At 65.8% G+C, this 16,190-nt stretch carries 17 protein-coding genes; 10 read left to right on the top strand and 7 right to left on the bottom strand.

Features of this window, described 5'->3' with window-relative positions; all coding sequences use genetic code 11:
• Positions 1–82: 82 nt before the first annotated feature.
• A complete protein-coding gene (locus ACVOLO_RS17665) occupies positions 83–1,261 on the bottom strand; it encodes a UbiH/UbiF family hydroxylase (RefSeq protein WP_481571631.1) in 1,179 nt (392 codons plus the stop codon).
• Positions 1,258–2,469: a 2-octaprenyl-6-methoxyphenyl hydroxylase gene (gene ubiH, locus ACVOLO_RS17660; protein ID WP_481571630.1), complete on the bottom strand. Its 1,212-nt coding sequence runs from the start codon at positions 2,467–2,469 to the stop codon at positions 1,258–1,260. Before ubiH ends, ACVOLO_RS17665 begins: the two co-directional genes overlap by 4 nt.
• 119 nt (positions 2,470–2,588) lie before the next feature.
• On the opposite strand from ubiH, the gene ACVOLO_RS17655 reads away from it, so the two are divergent.
• The 10 genes from ACVOLO_RS17655 to ACVOLO_RS17610 all read left to right on the top strand — a co-directional run bounded on the left by ACVOLO_RS17655 (position 2,589) and on the right by ACVOLO_RS17610 (position 12,574).
• Complete coding sequence (locus ACVOLO_RS17655) at positions 2,589–3,170, top strand: hypothetical protein (RefSeq protein ID WP_481571629.1); 582 nt, start codon at positions 2,589–2,591, stop codon at positions 3,168–3,170.
• A 15-nt stretch (positions 3,171–3,185) separates the two neighbouring features.
• Positions 3,186–3,740: a cob(I)yrinic acid a,c-diamide adenosyltransferase gene (locus ACVOLO_RS17650; protein ID WP_481571628.1), complete on the top strand. Its 555-nt coding sequence runs from the start codon at positions 3,186–3,188 to the stop codon at positions 3,738–3,740.
• Positions 3,741–3,794: 54 nt separating this feature from the next.
• Positions 3,795–4,715, top strand: a complete 921-nt coding sequence (locus ACVOLO_RS17645) for a histone deacetylase family protein (RefSeq protein WP_481571627.1) — start codon at positions 3,795–3,797, stop codon at positions 4,713–4,715.
• 182 nt (positions 4,716–4,897) lie between these two features.
• Positions 4,898–7,345 carry an LPS-assembly protein LptD gene (gene lptD, locus ACVOLO_RS17640; protein ID WP_481571626.1) on the top strand — a complete coding sequence of 816 codons (2,448 nt, stop codon included), beginning with the start codon at positions 4,898–4,900 and terminating at the stop codon, positions 7,343–7,345.
• Complete coding sequence (locus ACVOLO_RS17635) at positions 7,342–8,688, top strand: peptidylprolyl isomerase (protein ID WP_481571625.1); 1,347 nt, start codon at positions 7,342–7,344, stop codon at positions 8,686–8,688. The genes lptD and ACVOLO_RS17635 overlap by 4 nt, the downstream gene beginning before the upstream one ends.
• Positions 8,689–8,691: 3 nt before the next feature.
• Complete coding sequence (gene pdxA, locus ACVOLO_RS17630) at positions 8,692–9,672, top strand: 4-hydroxythreonine-4-phosphate dehydrogenase PdxA (protein ID WP_481571624.1); 981 nt, start codon at positions 8,692–8,694, stop codon at positions 9,670–9,672.
• Positions 9,669–10,481 (top strand): 16S rRNA (adenine(1518)-N(6)/adenine(1519)-N(6))-dimethyltransferase RsmA, encoded by an 813-nt coding sequence (rsmA, locus tag ACVOLO_RS17625; protein ID WP_481571623.1) that lies wholly within the window; start codon positions 9,669–9,671, stop codon positions 10,479–10,481. Before pdxA ends, rsmA begins: the two co-directional genes overlap by 4 nt.
• Before the next feature lie 49 nt (positions 10,482–10,530).
• Positions 10,531–10,914, top strand: a complete 384-nt coding sequence (apaG, locus tag ACVOLO_RS17620) for a Co2+/Mg2+ efflux protein ApaG (protein WP_481571622.1) — start codon at positions 10,531–10,533, stop codon at positions 10,912–10,914.
• On the top strand, positions 10,914–11,936 hold the full coding sequence (locus ACVOLO_RS17615) for a symmetrical bis(5'-nucleosyl)-tetraphosphatase (protein WP_481571621.1): 1,023 nt from the start codon (positions 10,914–10,916) through the stop codon (positions 11,934–11,936). Before apaG ends, ACVOLO_RS17615 begins: the two co-directional genes overlap by 1 nt.
• Positions 11,937–11,962: 26 nt before the next feature.
• On the top strand, positions 11,963–12,574 hold the full coding sequence (locus ACVOLO_RS17610) for a DUF1287 domain-containing protein (RefSeq protein WP_481571620.1): 612 nt from the start codon (positions 11,963–11,965) through the stop codon (positions 12,572–12,574).
• A 213-nt stretch (positions 12,575–12,787) separates the two neighbouring features.
• On the opposite strand, the gene ACVOLO_RS17605 is transcribed toward ACVOLO_RS17610, so the two are convergent.
• The 5 genes from ACVOLO_RS17605 to ACVOLO_RS17585 all read right to left on the bottom strand — a co-directional run bounded on the left by ACVOLO_RS17605 (position 12,788) and on the right by ACVOLO_RS17585 (position 16,161).
• A complete protein-coding gene (locus ACVOLO_RS17605; RefSeq protein WP_481571619.1) occupies positions 12,788–13,279 on the bottom strand; it encodes a dihydrofolate reductase in 492 nt (163 codons plus the stop codon).
• Positions 13,276–13,860 carry a hypothetical protein gene (locus ACVOLO_RS17600; RefSeq protein WP_481571618.1) on the bottom strand — a complete coding sequence of 195 codons (585 nt, stop codon included), beginning with the start codon at positions 13,858–13,860 and terminating at the stop codon, positions 13,276–13,278. The genes ACVOLO_RS17605 and ACVOLO_RS17600 overlap by 4 nt, the downstream gene beginning before the upstream one ends.
• Before the next feature lie 24 nt (positions 13,861–13,884).
• A complete protein-coding gene (locus ACVOLO_RS17595; protein WP_481571617.1) occupies positions 13,885–14,679 on the bottom strand; it encodes a thymidylate synthase in 795 nt (264 codons plus the stop codon).
• Positions 14,676–15,581 carry a prolipoprotein diacylglyceryl transferase gene (gene lgt / locus ACVOLO_RS17590; RefSeq protein ID WP_481571616.1) on the bottom strand — a complete coding sequence of 302 codons (906 nt, stop codon included), beginning with the start codon at positions 15,579–15,581 and terminating at the stop codon, positions 14,676–14,678. Before lgt ends, ACVOLO_RS17595 begins: the two co-directional genes overlap by 4 nt.
• Before the next feature lie 88 nt (positions 15,582–15,669).
• Positions 15,670–16,161: a TPM domain-containing protein gene (locus tag ACVOLO_RS17585; protein WP_481571632.1), complete on the bottom strand. Its 492-nt coding sequence runs from the start codon at positions 16,159–16,161 to the stop codon at positions 15,670–15,672.
• Positions 16,162–16,190: the final 29 nt, after the last annotated feature.

The following is a 16,190-nucleotide window of genomic DNA, read 5'->3' as shown; positions in this document are numbered from 1 at the left end:
GCGGCCGGGGCGGGGGGGCGGGGCGCCTATCCCACCCCCCCCCCCGCCCCCCCGCCCCCCCCCACTACGGCACTACATTGCCTCACAACCCCGACGCGCGTTTCCAGAACAGTGACAACAACGGCGGCATGCGCCCGGCCAAACCCAGCAGCGCGCCACGCGCCAGGGTGAGGTGCATCTCGTCGTTGGAGAACACCTTGTTGATCGCATCAAAACTGTAGGCCGCCACGGTGTTCTCGCTGCGGCGCGTGCGCGCCCAGCGCTGCAGGCGGTGCGCCGATGTCCAATCCTGTCGCCGCTGTTTCGCGTCGCGGACCAGGTCACGCAGCGCGGCGACATCACGCAAGCCCAGGTTCACGCCCTGCCCGGCCAGCGGATGCACCACATGCGCGGCGTCGCCCAGGGTCAGCACGCGCCCGGCGACATAGCCCTTGGCCAACTGTCGGCGCAGCGGGAACGCAGCGCGCGGTGAAGCCAGGGTCATCTTGCCCAGGCGGCCGGCGAATGCATTGGTCAATTCGCGGCCAAAGCTCGCCTCGTCCAGTGCCAGCACCCGCTCGGCTTCGGCATCGGGCAGCGTCCAGACGATGGAACTGCGGTGCGTGTCATACGGCAGCACCGCCAACGGGCCGGTATCGAGAAAACGCTGCCACGCGGTGGCTTCATTGGGCAGTTCGCTGTCGACATAACCAACCACGCCGCGTTGGCCATATTCGTGGCGGGTGACGTCCAGCCCGGCCAGCGTGCGCAATGTCGATTCGGCACCATCAGCCGCAATGGCGATGGACGCCTCGATGCGCCGGCCATCGTCCAGCCGCAGACGCACGCCCTGTGCATCCTGCTCCATCGCATCCACGCGCGCCGGGCAATACACCTGCACGCCGGCGGCCGGCAGCGCGGCCCACAGCCGGTCCACCAGCAGGCCGTTCTCAACGATCCAGCCCAGCTCGCGCCGGCCCAGCGTGTCCGCATCAAAAGTCAGGTCGCCACCACCGCCGGCATCCCATACCCGCATGCGGCGATACGCGCAGACGCGGCCCTGTTCCACCGGCGACCACACGCCCAGCGAATCGAACAGCGCCGCGTTGTCGGCGGCGAAGGCAAATACCCGCAGATCCGGCCGCTGCGACGACCACGGCGAAGGCTCGCGGCCTTCCACCAGGGCGACCTGCAAACCTTCCTTGGCCAGCGCCAGCGCGCAGGCACCGCCCACCACACCGCCACCAACCACGACGACATCCCATTGCCCACGGCGGCTCATCGCACTTCGCTCCTGCACAACTCGGGCACCTGCCCACGGAAACCCATCGCGCCGCCAACCAGGAACGACTGCACCGGCATCGCCTGCGCCGCGGCCACCAGGCCCAGGCTGCGCAGTGGGCGCATCAATGGCGAAGCATTGCTGGTCAGACGCGCCAGGCCATCGGAGAACGCCAAGGTCTGCTCGCGGTCAGGCCCCCGCCGTTGCACATAGGCCTGCAGCAGCGCCTCACTGCCCGGGTCCTGCGACGCATCGCCGATCAACTCGGCCAGGGTCAGCGCATCGCGCAGGCCCAGGTTGAAACCCTGCGCGCCAAGCGGGTGAATCGTCTGCGCGGCATTGCCCAGCAGCAGCGCGCGCGCGCCCACCAGCTTCTTCGCCAGCACCTGGATCAGCGGATACGCGCTGCGCGGCCCGCTTTCCAGCAGGCGCCCGGCGCGCCAGCCCACCGCGTCCTGCAGGCGTGCCAGCCAGGCGTCGTCGCTCAGCGCCATCACCGCATCAGCCTGGTCGCGCGCAACGCCGTGGACCACGCCGTAATGGCGGTCGCCGCGCGGCAGCAACGCCGTCGGGCCGGTATCGGTGAAGCGCTCGTAGGCGCTGCCATCGGGCGCCTTGGCCGGGCGCACCCGCGCCACGAACAAGGTCTGCAGATAGTCGTGTTCGGTGACGTCGATGCCCAGGGCCTGACGCACCGCGCTGCGGGTGCCATCGGCACCGACCACCAGCCGCGCCTGCAGGCGACGCTCGCCATCGGCGTCGGCAATCACCACTTCGCGGCGGCCTTCCGCACTGGCGCCCAGCCCAACAAAGCTTGCCGGGCGGTAACGGGTCAGGTGCTTCAACTCCGCCAGCCGCGCTTCCAGCGCCTGGCCGAAGTCGCGCGCCACCACCACCTGGCCGAATGCCTCGCGGCCGTAGTCCTGCGCCTGCATCACCACCCGGCCGAAATCACCGGCGCGGCTGACATGGATACGCCGGATCGGGCCTGCCGGGTTGCCCAGCCGCTGCATCACCCCCAACGCGGTCAGCGCATTGACAGTGGCGGCGGCAAAACTGAGGTTGCGCTGGTCGAACACCGCCGGCAACGTGCCGCCGGGGGTGGCTTCCACCAGGCCCACGTCCAATCCCAGCCCATCCAGGGCAATGGCCAGGCTGGCACCCACCAGCCCGCCGCCTACGATCACTACGTCATGGTTCGCACTCATGCCCGCCATGATAAGGGTTCCCCCGCCCGCGTCGGCCCCGGTCATGCGGCGCTGCAACCGCAGGTTCACCCGCACTGCGGCTAGAATGGCCGCCTGATTCCGCCGAACCGATCACTGTCATGACCGCCAACGCCCAACGTGTCTTCGTCCTGTCCCTGCTGGTATTGCTGATGGCAGGCACCCGCATCAACCATTTCGCGCCGATCCCGGACGCGTCCTGGGCGGTGTTCTTCATTGGCGGCTTCTACCTGCGCAGCTGGACCCGCTGGGCGTTCCCGCTGCTGATGGGCCTGGCGGTGGTTGTCGATTGGGCGGTCATTTCCAGCCAGGGCATGAGCTTCTGGCAGCACTACTGCGTCTCAGCCGCTTACTGGATGCTGATCCCGGCGTACTTCGCCATGTGGGCCGGCGGCATGCTGCTGCGCCGTCATTACAAGAGCGCCAGCCTGCAGTCGCTGGGCCTGTTTGCCGCCACCCTGATCGGCTCGGTGGCGCTGTGCCACCTGATTGCCCAGGGCAGCTTCTACTGGATCAGCGCTTCGGTCGCCGAGCCGACCTTCGCCGGCTGGGCCAAGAACTACACCGATTGGCTGCTGCCGTACCTTCGCACCGCCGCCCTGTACACCGGCGCCGCCGCGCTGGTGCAGGTCGCCGTGGAAGTGGCCGGCAAGCAGTCGGCCAACGGCCGCGTTGCCCACTAAGGGCCGCCTGCAACCATGGGTAACCGCCTTTCCAGGATCTACACCCGCACCGGCGACGATGGCAGCACCGGCTTGGGCGATGGCAGCCGCACCGGCAAGGATTCGTTCCGGGTCAACGCCTACGGCACCGTCGATGAGGCCAACTCGGCCATCGGCGTGCTGCTGGCCGTGGCTCTGCCCGAGGACGTGCGCAACCTGCTGACCACCATCCAGCACCAGTTGTTCGACCTGGGCGGGGAGCTGTGCATCCCCGGCCACGCCGCCATCCACGCCGCCGACATCGACGCGCTGGAGCAGCACCTGGACCGTTACAACGACGACCTGCCACCGCTGAAGGATTTCATCCTGCCCGCCGGTGGCGAAGGTGCCGCACGTTGTCACCTGGCCCGCACCATCGTGCGCCGGGCCGAGCGCGAAACCGTTGCCCTGGCCCGGGTGGAAGAAGTGCGCGGCGAAGCGGTGCGCTATCTCAACCGCCTGTCCGACCTGCTGTTCGTGCTGGCCCGGGTACTGGCCCGTGCCGACGGCCACGGCGAAGTGCTGTGGAACCACGAACGCCGCCGCGGCTGATGTTCTGGCCGTAACCGCCGCGCAAACCTCTGCGCGGCCGGTTACAGTTTGGCCATGCTCGTATTCACCCACCCTGCCTGCCTGGGCCATGACCCGGGCGTTGATCACCCCGAATCCCCGGAACGCCTGCGCGAGGTGATCGCCGCGCTGCGCGGCGAGTTCCCCGAGCAACTGCAATGGCGCGAAGCGCCACCGGCCAAGCTCGGTGAGCTGGCCCGGGTGCACTGCCGCGAATTGATCGACGACGTCCTGCAGCCGCAGGCCCAGCAGCTGCGGCGCATCGACCTGGACACCTTCACCTCGCCCGGCTCGGCCAGTGCCGCCCTGCATGCCGCCGGCGCCGGGGTGGCAGCGGTGGATGCAGTGATGCTGGAGGACGGCAACCGGCGTGCGTTCTGCGCGGTGCGCCCACCGGGCCATCACGCCACCGCCGATACCGCGATGGGCTTCTGCCTGTTCAACAACGTCGCCATCGCGGCCGCCTATGCACGCGACAAATACGGCCTGGAGCGCATCGCCATCGTCGATTTCGACGTCCACCACGGCAACGGCACCCAGGCAATCTTTGAAACCGACCCACAGGTGGCCTACTACAGCACCCACCAATCGGGCCTGTTTCCCTATTCGGGCAGCATGCGCGAACGCGGCGTGGGCAATGTCTGCAACATCCTGCTGCCGCCCGGCAGCGGCGGCTTCCGCTTCCGCAACACCTGGGCCGACGAAATGCTGCCGCAGATTGATGCCTTCCGACCGCAGTTGTTGTTCATCTCCGCCGGTTTCGACGCGCACATGCGCGACCCGCAGGCCGACCTGATGGTGGAAACCGAGGATTTCGGCTGGCTGAGCACCGAGCTGGCCCGCATCGCCAATCGCCACGCCAACGGCCGCGTGGTTTCCCTGCTGGAAGGCGGCTACGACCTGCAGGCCCTGCGCGAATGCAGCGTAGCCCATGTCCAGGCACTGCTGGACAACTGACACCGTCCCACCGCGCCATCCCCGTTCATACGGGCACCGCGCGCGGTTCCCGGCCGTGCACGCACCCGGTGGACACGCCGGCCGGGTCAATGAACCCGAACCGGCTCCGCGCCAATGCCTTCATTGCTCCCATGCAGGCGATGGGGCAAGCTAGCGGCCGTTTTCCCCCGAATCCGAACCGCGTGCGCCGAGCCTTCCGCCTGCTTCCGTTACCCTTGGGAATTGCCATCTGCCTGCCCGCCATGGCCGATGACAAGCCGGTGAACTGGGGTCTTTGCCCCGCCACCGAAGTCCTGCCCGCCTTCAGCGACGCGCCAGCGGCCGACCCGGCTGCCGCCGCCAACCGCGAGCAGTTGCCCACCGATATCGAAGGCAATGAGCTCAGCGGCACCAGCAGCATTCCCCAGTACCAGGGCAATGTCGTGTTGAAGCGCGGCGACCAGTTCATGGGAACCGACAGCCTGCGCATCGACACCGAAACCGGCAATTACATCGCCGAGGGCAATGTCCGCTACTCGGACAGCTCGATCCGGATGATGGCCGAGCGCGCCGAAGGCAATCAGGAATCGGACACCCACAAGATCAGCAACATCCAGTATCAGTTGGTCTCCCGGCGCGGCAACGGCGGCGCCGAGTCCATCGACCTGCAGGGCTCGGTCGGGCAGATGCACCAATCCTCCTACACCACCTGCGACCCTTCGCAGCCGGTGTGGAAGCTGAACGCGCCACAGATCGAAGTAGACAACGAGGCCGGCTTTGGCACCGCCCGCAACGCGGTGCTGCGTATCGGCAAGGTGCCGGTGCTGTATGCGCCTTGGTTCAAGTTCCCGATCGATGACCGCCGCCAGACCGGCCTGCTCTACCCCAAGCTGAGCCTGTCCGGCCGCAACGGCTTCGACTACGCGCAGCCGATCTATTTCAACCTGGCCCCGAACTACGACGACACGCTGACCCCCCGCTACATGAGCAAGCGCGGGCTGATGCTGTACAACGAGTTCCGCTACCTCTATTCCGGCGGCAAGGGCCAGTTGGACACCTCGTACCTGCCCAACGATTCGCTGCGCGACAAGGACCGCGGCCAGGTGCTGTTCAACGGCTACCACAACATCAACCGCCACTGGCAGGCACGCGCCAACCTGGGCTGGGTCAGCGACGAACGTTATGTGGAGGACTTCGCCAGCCGCCTGCTGGGCGTCACCGCCTCCAACATCCAGAGCACGGCCGGCATCTATGGCTCCGGCCGCAGTTGGACCGCCGGCCTGATGGCTGACGAGTGGCAGCTGACGGATTACACCCTGACCGAACGCTCGCTGCCTTTCAGCCGCCAGCCACGCCTGTTTGGCACCTGGGAGGAGAGCTATGGCAACTGGTTTGAAACCGGCGTCTATGCCGAGGCCGTACGGTTCACCCACGACGACATCCATGAGAAGCGGATTGATGCCGATGGCGAGTATGTTCGCACCGGCCAGGTAACCCCCAGACCCGGCGGCTCACGTCTGGACATCAAGCCTTACATCTCGATGCCGCTGGCCGGTGCTTCCTGGTACATCACGCCCACGCTGGCCTGGCGCTACACCGCCTATGACCTGGAACGCGGGCTGGCCGATGACATCCGCCTCAAACAATTGCAAGCGGCCAATATCACCAACCCGACACCGGAACAACTGCGCGGCAACACGTCGCCCAGCCGCAGCGTGCCAATCGGCAGCATCGACATGGGCCTGTTCTTCGACCGCGAGACCCGCATCGGGGGCACGTCCTACCTCAATACCCTGGAGCCACGGCTGTTCTATCTGAACACCCCGTACCGCAACCAGGACGACATGCCGCTGTTCGACACCCGCGCCTTCACCTTCAGCTGGGGCCAGTTGTTCCGCGACTCCCGCTTCACCGGCGCGGACCGCCAGAACGACGCCAACCAGCTGACCACGGCGCTGACCACCCGCCTGATCCGCCAGGAAGACGGGCGTGAAAAGCTGTCGGCCAGCATCGGTCAAATCAGCTATTTCGAGGATTCACTGGTCACCCTCAATCCCAATGATCCGATCCAACGCGACAGCAAGTCCGTCTGGGTGGCTGACGTCAACTGGGCGGTTACTGACCGCTGGACCCTGGGCAGCACCTACCAGTGGAACCCAAAGTACCGCAAGGAAGATCTCGCCAGCGTTCGCGCCCGTTATCTGTTCCCGAACGACGGCATCATCAACCTTAGCTACCGCTACCGCGGTAACCCCAGCGCCGTAAGCGGCAAGCTTGAAGATCAGCTCAAGCAGGTGGATTTCTCGTTCCTGTACCCGATCAACCCGCGCTGGAGCATCGTCGGACGCTACTACTACTCGCTGCTGGAAGCGGACAAGAAGCCGCTGGAGATCATCGGTGGCGTGCAGTGGGACAGCTGCTGCCTGGCCGTGCGCGCGCTGGCCCGTCGCTATGTGCGCAACCGCGAGGGTGACCTCAACAACTCCTTCCAGATCGAGTTCGTGCTCAAGGGCCTGAGCTCGGTGGGACAAGACACGGACCGCACCTTGCGCCGTGCTATTCTCGGGTACAACCGAGACGACCTGTACCTTGTGCCGCCCAGCAATATCCAGGCGCTCGAGGACGACTACGATCCGAACCTGATTCCATGACCAAGACCCTTCCCGCAGTCCTCGCCACCTTGCTGGCGTTTTCCGGTGTGGCTGCTCCGGCAGCCGCCCAGCAGCAGAACCAGCCGCTGGACCGCATCGCCGCCATCGTTGACGAGGACGTGATCCTGCAGAGTGAGCTGCAGCGCGCGGTCAACAACATCAAGGGCCAATACGCCGGCCGCGAAGCCCAGTTGCCGCCCGATGGGGTGCTGGAACGCCAGGTGCTGGAGCGTCTGGTGTTGGTCAAGCTGCAGGTGGCCCGCGCCGACGGCAGCGGCATCCGCGTCAGCGACGAAGAGTTGAACCACGCGATCAACAGCATTGCCCAGCAGAACGGCACCACGGTCGATGGCCTGCGCCAGCGCCTGGCCCAGGACGGTATTGGCTTCTCCGATTTCCGCAACTCGGTCCGCGAGGAAATCATCACCCAGCGCCTGCGCCAGAGCTTTGCCCAGAGCCGCATCAGCGTCAGCGAGGGCGAGGTCGATGCCGCCCTGGCCCAGCAGAACGCCGGCGGCGCGCAGTACCACCTTGCCCACATCCTGGTAGCCCTGCCTGAAGGCGCCAGCGCCGAGCAGATCGCCACCGGCCAGAGCAAGGTTGATGGCATCAAGAACCTGCTGGACAAGGGTGAGCTGGATTTCGCCGCCGCTGCGGTGCGTTACTCGGACAGCCCCAACGCACTGGAAAGCGGTGATCTGGGCTGGCGCAGTCTGGATGAAATCCCCAGCGCGTTCTCCAACCAGATCAAGAACATGAAGGCCGGCGATGTGCTTGGCCCGATCCGCGGCCCCAGCGGCTTCCAGTTGCTGAAGTTGGTGGAAGTGCGTGACGGCAACGCCGGTGGCGATACCAGCAAGGTCACCGAATACCACGCCCGCCATATCCTGGTCCGCGTGACCGACCAGGTCAGCGACGCCGCTGCCAAGGCCAGGATCGAAACCCTGCGCGCCCAGATTGCCGGCGGCGCCGACTTCCAGGCCGTGGCCAAGGAATCCTCCGATGACGCCAACAGCCGTGGCCAGGGCGGCGACCTGGGCTGGTTCCCGGCCGACGCCTTCGGCCCGGACTTCGGCAAGCAGGTGGAAAGCGTCACCGATGGTGGCGTGACCTCCGCATTCCGTACGGATGCGGGCTGGCATATCGTCCAGCGCGTGGCAACGCGCCAGACCGACGTGACCGATGACAACAAGCGCGCCCAGGTGCGTGAGCAGATTGGCCGCCGCAAGCTGGATGACGAGTACAACCGTTTCCTGCAGGAACTGCGTGGCGAAGCCTATGTCAGCTTCCGCAGCGGTGACCGCGCCGAAGGCACAGCCGAACCTGAACCTGCAAAGCCCTGACCGATGATTCCCCAGCTCGCTCTGGTCCCGGGCGAGCCCTCCGGGATCGGCCCGGAACTTTGCGTCCGACTCGCCCAACAGCCGCGCAGTGACTGCCGGCTGTTGGCGTTTGCAGACCCCGATACGCTGCACGCGGCAGCCGCCGCGCTGGGCTTGCCCCTGCAGTTGCTGCCCGAAGACGCACAGGCAAGTGCGCCCGGCGACTTGCGCCTGCGCCCGGTCGCCAACGCCGTTCCCAGCCGCTTCGGCACACCGGATTCCCGCAATGCCCGCGCAGTGATCGATGCGTTGCTGGGTGCCGGACAGGCCTGCCTGGATGGCAGCCTGGATGGCGTGGTCACCGGCCCGGTACACAAGGCCGTGATCAACGAAGGCGGCATCGCCTACAGCGGTACTACCGAGCTGCTGGCCAACCAGGCCGGCGTCGAGGTGGTGATGATGCTGGCCAACGACATCGTGCGCGTGGCCCTGGCCACGACACACCTGCCCTTGCGCGAGGTGGCCGATGCCATCACCGCCAGCGGTCTGCACAAGGTCATTCACACCACCCATGCCGCACTGCGCCGTGATTTCGGCCTGGCGCGGCCGCGTATCGCCGTGCTCGGGCTGAACCCGCATGCCGGCGAGGACGGGCACCTGGGCCGCGAAGAGCTGGATGTGATGATCCCGCTGCTGGAGCAGTTGCGCAGCGAAGGCATGGACCTGATCGGCCCGCTGCCGGCCGATACCGCCTTCCTGCCGGCCAAGCTGGCCGGCTTCGACACCGTGCTGGCCATGTATCACGACCAAGGCCTGCCAGTGCTCAAGTACAGCGGTTTCGAGCAGGCCACCAACATCACCCTGGGCCTGCCCTACCCGCGCGTGGCGGTGGACCACGGCACCGCGCTGGACCTGGCCGGCAAGGGCACGGCCGACCCCTCCAGCCTGTTTGCCGCCACCGCGTTGTGCGCCAGGCTGGCTGCACAACGTAAACTTCCCCAATGAATTCTTCACATTCCCCGCGTGCAGGCAGCGGCTTCACGGCTCCGGCCAAGAAGCAGCTGGGCCAGCATTTCCTGGCCGACAAGTACTACGTCGAGAAGATCGTGCTGGCCGTGGACCCCAAGGGTGACGACCGTCTGGTCGAAATCGGCCCCGGCCAGGGCGCCATCACCTTCCCGTTGCTGCGCCGCCATCCGAAGCTGACGGTCATCGAGTTCGACCGTGACCTGATCGCCCCCCTCACCGAAGCCGCCGCGCCGCTGGGCGAACTGACCATCGTTCACCGTGACGTGCTGCAGGTGGATTTCACCGCGCTGGCTGCCGGCGCGCAGATCCGCCTGGTCGGCAACCTGCCCTACAACATCTCCTCGCCGATCCTGTTCCACGCACTGGAGCACGCCGCCGCAATCTCGGACATGACCTTCATGCTGCAGAAGGAAGTGGTCGACCGCATGGCCGCCGGCCCGGGCAGCAAGGTCTACGGCCGCCTGAGCGTGATGCTGCAGGCCTGGTGCGAAGTTTCGGCACTGTTCGTGGTGCCGCCGGGCGCGTTCCGGCCGCCACCGAAGGTGGACTCGGCCGTGGTGCGGCTGGTACCCCGCGATCCGGCCACTGTCGGCATCAACGATCAAAAACGCTTCGCCGAAGTGGTCAAGGCCGCTTTCGGCCAACGTCGCAAGACCCTGCGCAACGCGCTCAACGGGGTGATCGACGAGGCCCAGTTCGCGGCCGCCGGCGTGCGCAGCGATGCACGCGCAGAACAACTGGAAGTTGCCGACTTCATCCGCCTTGCCAACCTGCCGTACGCCTGACCGCGGCATTCGTGCATTCCGATCACCTGCTTTTGCTTACACTCCCCGCATGGAAGATTCCCGCCACTACGCGATCGAGATCGAGGTCTCCCCTCGTTTCATCGATGAACAGTCGGCCCCTGAAGACGGGCGCTTTGCGTTCGCCTACACGATCCGCATCCACAACCGCGGCACCATGCCGGCGCGGCTGATCAGCCGCCATTGGCGCATCACCGACGGCGAAGGGCGGGTCGAGCATGTCGATGGCGACGGCGTGGTCGGCGAGCAGCCGCGGCTACGCCCGGGCGAGGAGTTCCGCTACACCTCCGGCATCATGCTCGGCACCGAGCACGGCACCATGCAGGGCCATTACGACATGCTCGCCGACGATGGCACGGAATTCGCCGCGCCAATTGCGCCGTTCGTGCTGGCCATTCCCAGGACGCTGCACTGATGGCGACCTGGGCAATCGGCGACCTGCAAGGCTGCTACGACGTCACCCAGCGCCTGCTGGAGAAGATCAACTTCGACCCGGCCGCTGACAAGCTGTGGTTCTGTGGCGACCTGGTCAACCGTGGCGGGCAGTCGCTGGAAACGCTGCGGCTGGTGCATTCGCTGCGCGAGCAATCGGTGGTGGTACTGGGCAACCATGACCTGTCGTTGCTGGCCATCGGCGCACGCAGCGAAGAGGAGCAGCGCAAGGTCAACCCGGACCTGCAGCGCATCGTGCTGGCCGAGGACCGCAACGTCCTGCTGGACTGGCTGCGGCTGCAGAAGCTGGTACACGTGGACCGCGAGCTGGGCTGGATGATGTTCCATGCCGGCCTGGCGCCCAAGTGGACCGTCGCCCTGGCCGAAAAGCATGCCCGCGAGGTCGAGCAGCAGCTGCACGGCAATGGCTATCGCAAGCTGTTCCGCAACATGTACGGCGACAAGCCCGCATGGTCGCCGGGCCTGAGCGGCTACGACCGCTCCCGCGCCATCATCAACATGTTCACCCGCATGCGTTACTGCACCCCCAGCGGGCGCATCGGTATGGAAGACAAAGGCACGCCCGGCACCCAGGCACAGGGCATGTACCCGTGGTTTGAAGTCCCGGGCCGGGTCGAGCGCGAGTTGAAGATGGTCTGCGGCCACTGGTCCGCGCTGGGGCTGACCATCACCCAGGGCGTGCACGCCATCGATACCGGCGCGGTGTGGGGCGGGAAGCTCACCGCATTGCAGCTGGACAGCGAAGAGCTGCGCGTGGTGCAGGTGCCAGGACGCGACGTACCGGCGCCCGTGCCGGGTGCAAAGCCGCCGCGCAAGCCGCAGGCGCAGCCACAGCCCGAACGTCGTGCCGAGCCGCGCGGCGAAGGTGGCAACAACGAGCGCAGCGAACAGCGCCGGCGTCCGCGTCGCCATCGCCCGCGTGGCAATGGCGGCGGCAACGGCAACCCGGGTGGCAACCCGAACAAGCCGGCGCCAACCGAGTGAAATCCTGGTCATCAGCAGTACTGCTGATGGCCGTTCTGCTGCTCGGTGCCTGCCAGCAGCACCCCGACACGACAGATGATCATTCCGCGTCTTCGGCCGAACCTGCCGATGCAGCGCCCGTGCCGTCGCCACCCTTGGTTGCTGCGGCACGCGCGCAGATCGGGCGTACCCTCCACTACGATCCGGCCTATTTCTCCCTACCGTACCCAAAGGGCGACGTGCCGGAAGACCGTGGGGTCTGTACCGATGTGATCATCCGCGCACTGCGCGAACAAGGCATCGATCTACAGGCCCGCATCCATGACGACATGCGCGCGCATTTTTCCGAGTACCCGGCGCTGTGGGGGCTGAAGCGGACTGATCCGAACATCGATCACCGTCGCGTGCCAAACCAGATGCGCTGGTTCCAGCGGCAAGGCTGGCAGCAGCCGAACACTGTTCATGCCGGCGATTACCGTCCCGGCGATATCGTGGCGTGGAAGCTCAACGGCAATGGGTTGCTGCACATCGGCATCGTCTCCGACCGGCGTTCGGCGGATGGCACGCCGCTGATTCTGCACAACATCGCGCGCGGCACGCAGGAGGAGGATCTACTGTTCCAGCACACGATCATTGGCCACTACCGGATGCGGGGGTGATCGGTGGGTTGGGTTTCTGCGAAGAGCTGAGCGCTGCGGCAAGAAGCGAAGCGCGAAAAACACCCCTCCCCAGCCCTCCCCTTGGCTACGCCAAAGGGAGGGGGCTGATCACGTGATGGCTGCACCAACACACGCAGCCAGTGCTTCTACCCCCTCCCTTTGGCATAGCCAAGGGGAGGGCTGGGGAGGGGTAGCTTTCAGCTTGAGAACAACTCAGCGTCGCTGGTAGTGCACGAAGCGGAACGCGAACGCGTGCCGCTCATCGGCCGCATGCAGTTGGCTGTCCATCTCCTGCCATTGCGCCGGGTCGACTTCGGGGAAGTGCGTGTCTGCCGCGACTTCCGTCTCCACCCACGTCAGGTAAAGATCCGTGGCCTGCCCGATCAGCATGCGGTAGATCTCGCCACCGCCGATCACGCACAACTCAGCCGCGCCCGCTTCTGCCGCGATGGCCTGCGCCTGTGCCAGCGACGCCACCGCACGCATGCCATCGAACGGCACCTGCCCGCTGCGGGTCAGCACCAGATTGGTCCGCCCCGGCAACGCACGCCCGAGAGACTCGGCGGTCTTGCGCCCCATCAGAATCGGCTTGCCGAGGGTCAGCGCCTTGAAGTGTTTGAAATCATCCGGCAGATGCCACGGCATCGCGTTGTCGTGGCCAATGCCGTTGTTGCGGTCGAGTGCGGCGATCAAAGAGAGCTTCATGGCGCTGCGCCCAGCGCGGCCAAGCGGGCTTTACACGCGTCAACAACTGGCCTTAGGTCAGTAGTCGCTCCTTCCGTTACCGCCGAAAAATACTCCGGCTGCCCAGCCTTCAATTGATCACCCAAAAGCGCGCTCAGCCGTTCTGCCCCCCCTCTGTGATTGGCAACCAGATAAGTGGCCATTGCCGCATTGCCACTGTCCATTGCGGTGATGATCAAGAGCCTCTCAGCCGCGGTCAGCTGCTCCTGCAAAATTGCCGCCGCACCTTCGGCCAGCTCGTCCCCATCCACCAGCTTCTGCGCCCAAGGGAGAGCTCGGCTTTGCACCAACCCACGCACCGCAGGCCGTATCTCCGCGCAATGCTCCTCCCATCCCGGCGGGGCATGAGCGAGGGACTTTTCTTCCAGTTCGCCCAGCAAATCATCAACCAGGGACTTCTGCAGCGCAGGCTTGATGAGCTGCATGTAGATGGCAGCGTTCTGCTCTGACTGCGGTCGCTTTGCCAGCTTTGCCGCGGACGCCGGCATCTGCACCGCCACAACCATAACCATAACCACGAAAAACAATGCCATCCATCGCATGAAGAATCTCCTTTTTCTAAAACGTCAAACCGCCACCGGCGCCTTGATCGCCGGATGCGGGTCATAGCCGTCGATGCGGATGTCGTCGAACTGGAAGCCGAACAGGTCGGTCACCTCCGGGTTCAACCACAGCTTCGGTAGCGCGCGTGGTTCGCGCGAGAGCTGTTCGCGGGCCTGTTCGTAATGGTTGGAATACAGGTGCGCGTCGCCCAGCGTGTGCACGAAATCGCCCACGCCCAGGCCGGTGGCCTGCGCCACCATGTGGGTCAGCAGCGCGTAGCTGGCGATGTTGAACGGCACGCCGAGGAAGATGTCGCCGCTGCGCTGGTACAGCTGGCAGCTGAGCTTGCCGTCGACCACGTAGAACTGGAACAGGTTGTGACAGGGCATCAGCGCCATCTGCGACAACTCACCCACGTTCCATGCGCTGACCACCAGGCGGCGCGAATCCGGGTTGCGCTTGATCTCCTCCACCAGCCACTGCATCTGGTCGATCTGCCTGCCGTCGGCCGTCGCCCAGCTGCGCCACTGCTTGCCGTACACCGGGCCGAGGTCGCCATTGGCATCGGCCCATTCGTCCCAGATGTTGACCTTGTTGTCCTTCAGGTAGCCGATGTTGGTGTCGCCCTTCAGAAACCACAGCAGCTCGTGGATGATCGAGCGCAGGTGCAGCTTCTTGGTGGTGACCAGCGGGAAACCCTGGTTGAGGTCGAAGCGCATCTGCCAACCGAACACGCTGCGCGTGCCGGTGCCGGTGCGGTCGGATTTTTCGGTGCCGTGTTCCAGCACATGCTGCAGCAGATCCAGGTATTGCTTCATGCCTTGTCCCCTGCAGGCAGCACCGGCTGCAATACCGGCGCGCGTCGCGACATTGCCAACAATCCCAGGCCCAGCACGATCAACGGCAGGCTCAGGATCTGGCCACGGGTCAACCAGTCAAACGCCACATACACGCCGTTGTCGGGCATGCGCACAAACTCGACCAGGAAGCGGAAGCTGCCGTACATCAAGGCGAACAGGCCGGACACCGCATAGCGCGCACGCGGTTTCATCGAGAACGCCCACAGCACGACAAACATCACCAGGCCTTCCAGCAGCGCTTCATACAGCTGCGAGGGGTGACGCGCATACTGGTTGAGCAGGCCGGCAGCATGGTCCTGCTGAATCTGCGCGGCCGACATCAGTTGCTGCATGCTCGGCAAACCGGCCGGAATGTCCTTCAACGGCGCATGCGGGAAGATCACGCCCCAGCCGGCATTGGTGAACTTGCCGTACAGCTCGCCACCGATGAAGTTGCCCAGCCGGCCGAAGCCCAGGCCCAGCGGCACCAGCGGCGCGACGAAATCCAGCGTGTCAAAGACATGCAGCTTGTGTTTGCGCGTCCACCACCAGCCAGCGGCGACTACGCCGAGCAGGCCGCCGTGGAAGCTCATGCCGCCTTCCCACACCCGCAGCAGGATCAGCGGGTTGTGCAGGAAATCGGACGTTGCATAGAACAGCATGTAGCCGATGCGCCCGCCCAGCACGACGCCGAGCATGGCGTAGAACAGCAGGTCGGAAAAACCATTCATGTCCACGCCCGGCAGGCGCCCGGCACGGATGCGGGTGCGTCCCAGCCACCAGGCGGCGGCGAAACCCAGCAGGTACATGACGCCGTACCAGTGCACCTTGATCGGCCCCAGCGAGAAGGCGATGGGGTCTATGTCATGGAGATAGAGCATGCAGGTGCTGTCCAGCGAAACGATGGCCTATTCTCAGGGCAGCTTCCCCCCGGCTCAAGCCATGCCATCGGGTCAATCCGTTGCCGGTTCAGCCCAGCAGCTGCGGCCGGTCCGGCAATTCGTTGCGTGCTGGGCGTGAAGGATCGGCCGGGAAGTGCAGGGCCAGCAGTTGCGATACCTCGGCCACCGCCGCCAGCACGGCCGCTTCCCGCTCACCTTGCTGCAACGGCAGCCGAAGGTGGTCGCAGACCTGCTGCCAGGCATCGACATCCACGACTTCGCGCAGGCCACGGTCGGCCACGATCTCGATGGCATGGTCGGCCAGCAGCAGGTAGATCAGCACGCCGTTGTTGGCGCGGGTGTCCCAGGTGCGCAGCACGGCGAAGGCATGTTCGGCACGTTCGCGCGGGCTCACGCCCTGCCACAGCGCCGACAAAGGCAGGTCCGATTCAACCGCGAACATCACCTGGCCATCGTGCCGGCGTTCGCCATCGGCAATGGCCTGGGCGATGCGATCCAGGCTCGGCTCCGGAAAGGCCGCCTGCGCCGAGGGTGCACACAGATGCCGCCACCAACGCATCACCAGCTCCCCGAGGCGCCACCGCCTCC

It is taken from the genome of Stenotrophomonas sp. STEN056, assembly GCF_056759635.1.
Note: the sequence above shows the minus strand (reverse complement) of the source record. Positions and strands in the feature narration are given on the sequence as shown.

Coding starts and splice junctions, on each gene's coding strand:
- pdxA (WP_481571624.1), top strand. CDS start 8,692: ATGATTCCCCAGCTCGCTCTGGTCCCGGGCGAGCCCTCCGGGATCGGC.
- ACVOLO_RS17650 (WP_481571628.1), top strand. CDS start 3,186: ATGGGTAACCGCCTTTCCAGGATCTACACCCGCACCGGCGACGATGGC.
- ACVOLO_RS17595 (WP_481571617.1), bottom strand. CDS start 14,679: ATGAAGCAATACCTGGATCTGCTGCAGCATGTGCTGGAACACGGCACC.
- lgt (WP_481571616.1), bottom strand. CDS start 15,581: ATGCTCTATCTCCATGACATAGACCCCATCGCCTTCTCGCTGGGGCCG.
- ACVOLO_RS17605 (WP_481571619.1), bottom strand. CDS start 13,279: ATGAAGCTCTCTTTGATCGCCGCACTCGACCGCAACAACGGCATTGGC.
- ACVOLO_RS17615 (WP_481571621.1), top strand. CDS start 10,914: ATGGCGACCTGGGCAATCGGCGACCTGCAAGGCTGCTACGACGTCACC.
- ACVOLO_RS17585 (WP_481571632.1), bottom strand. CDS start 16,161: ATGCGTTGGTGGCGGCATCTGTGTGCACCCTCGGCGCAGGCGGCCTTT.
- ACVOLO_RS17610 (WP_481571620.1), top strand. CDS start 11,963: ATGGCCGTTCTGCTGCTCGGTGCCTGCCAGCAGCACCCCGACACGACA.
- rsmA (WP_481571623.1), top strand. CDS start 9,669: ATGAATTCTTCACATTCCCCGCGTGCAGGCAGCGGCTTCACGGCTCCG.
- apaG (WP_481571622.1), top strand. CDS start 10,531: ATGGAAGATTCCCGCCACTACGCGATCGAGATCGAGGTCTCCCCTCGT.
- ACVOLO_RS17645 (WP_481571627.1), top strand. CDS start 3,795: ATGCTCGTATTCACCCACCCTGCCTGCCTGGGCCATGACCCGGGCGTT.
- ubiH (WP_481571630.1), bottom strand. CDS start 2,469: ATGAGTGCGAACCATGACGTAGTGATCGTAGGCGGCGGGCTGGTGGGT.
- ACVOLO_RS17600 (WP_481571618.1), bottom strand. CDS start 13,860: ATGCGATGGATGGCATTGTTTTTCGTGGTTATGGTTATGGTTGTGGCG.
- ACVOLO_RS17655 (WP_481571629.1), top strand. CDS start 2,589: ATGACCGCCAACGCCCAACGTGTCTTCGTCCTGTCCCTGCTGGTATTG.
- ACVOLO_RS17635 (WP_481571625.1), top strand. CDS start 7,342: ATGACCAAGACCCTTCCCGCAGTCCTCGCCACCTTGCTGGCGTTTTCC.
- ACVOLO_RS17665 (WP_481571631.1), bottom strand. CDS start 1,261: ATGAGCCGCCGTGGGCAATGGGATGTCGTCGTGGTTGGTGGCGGTGTG.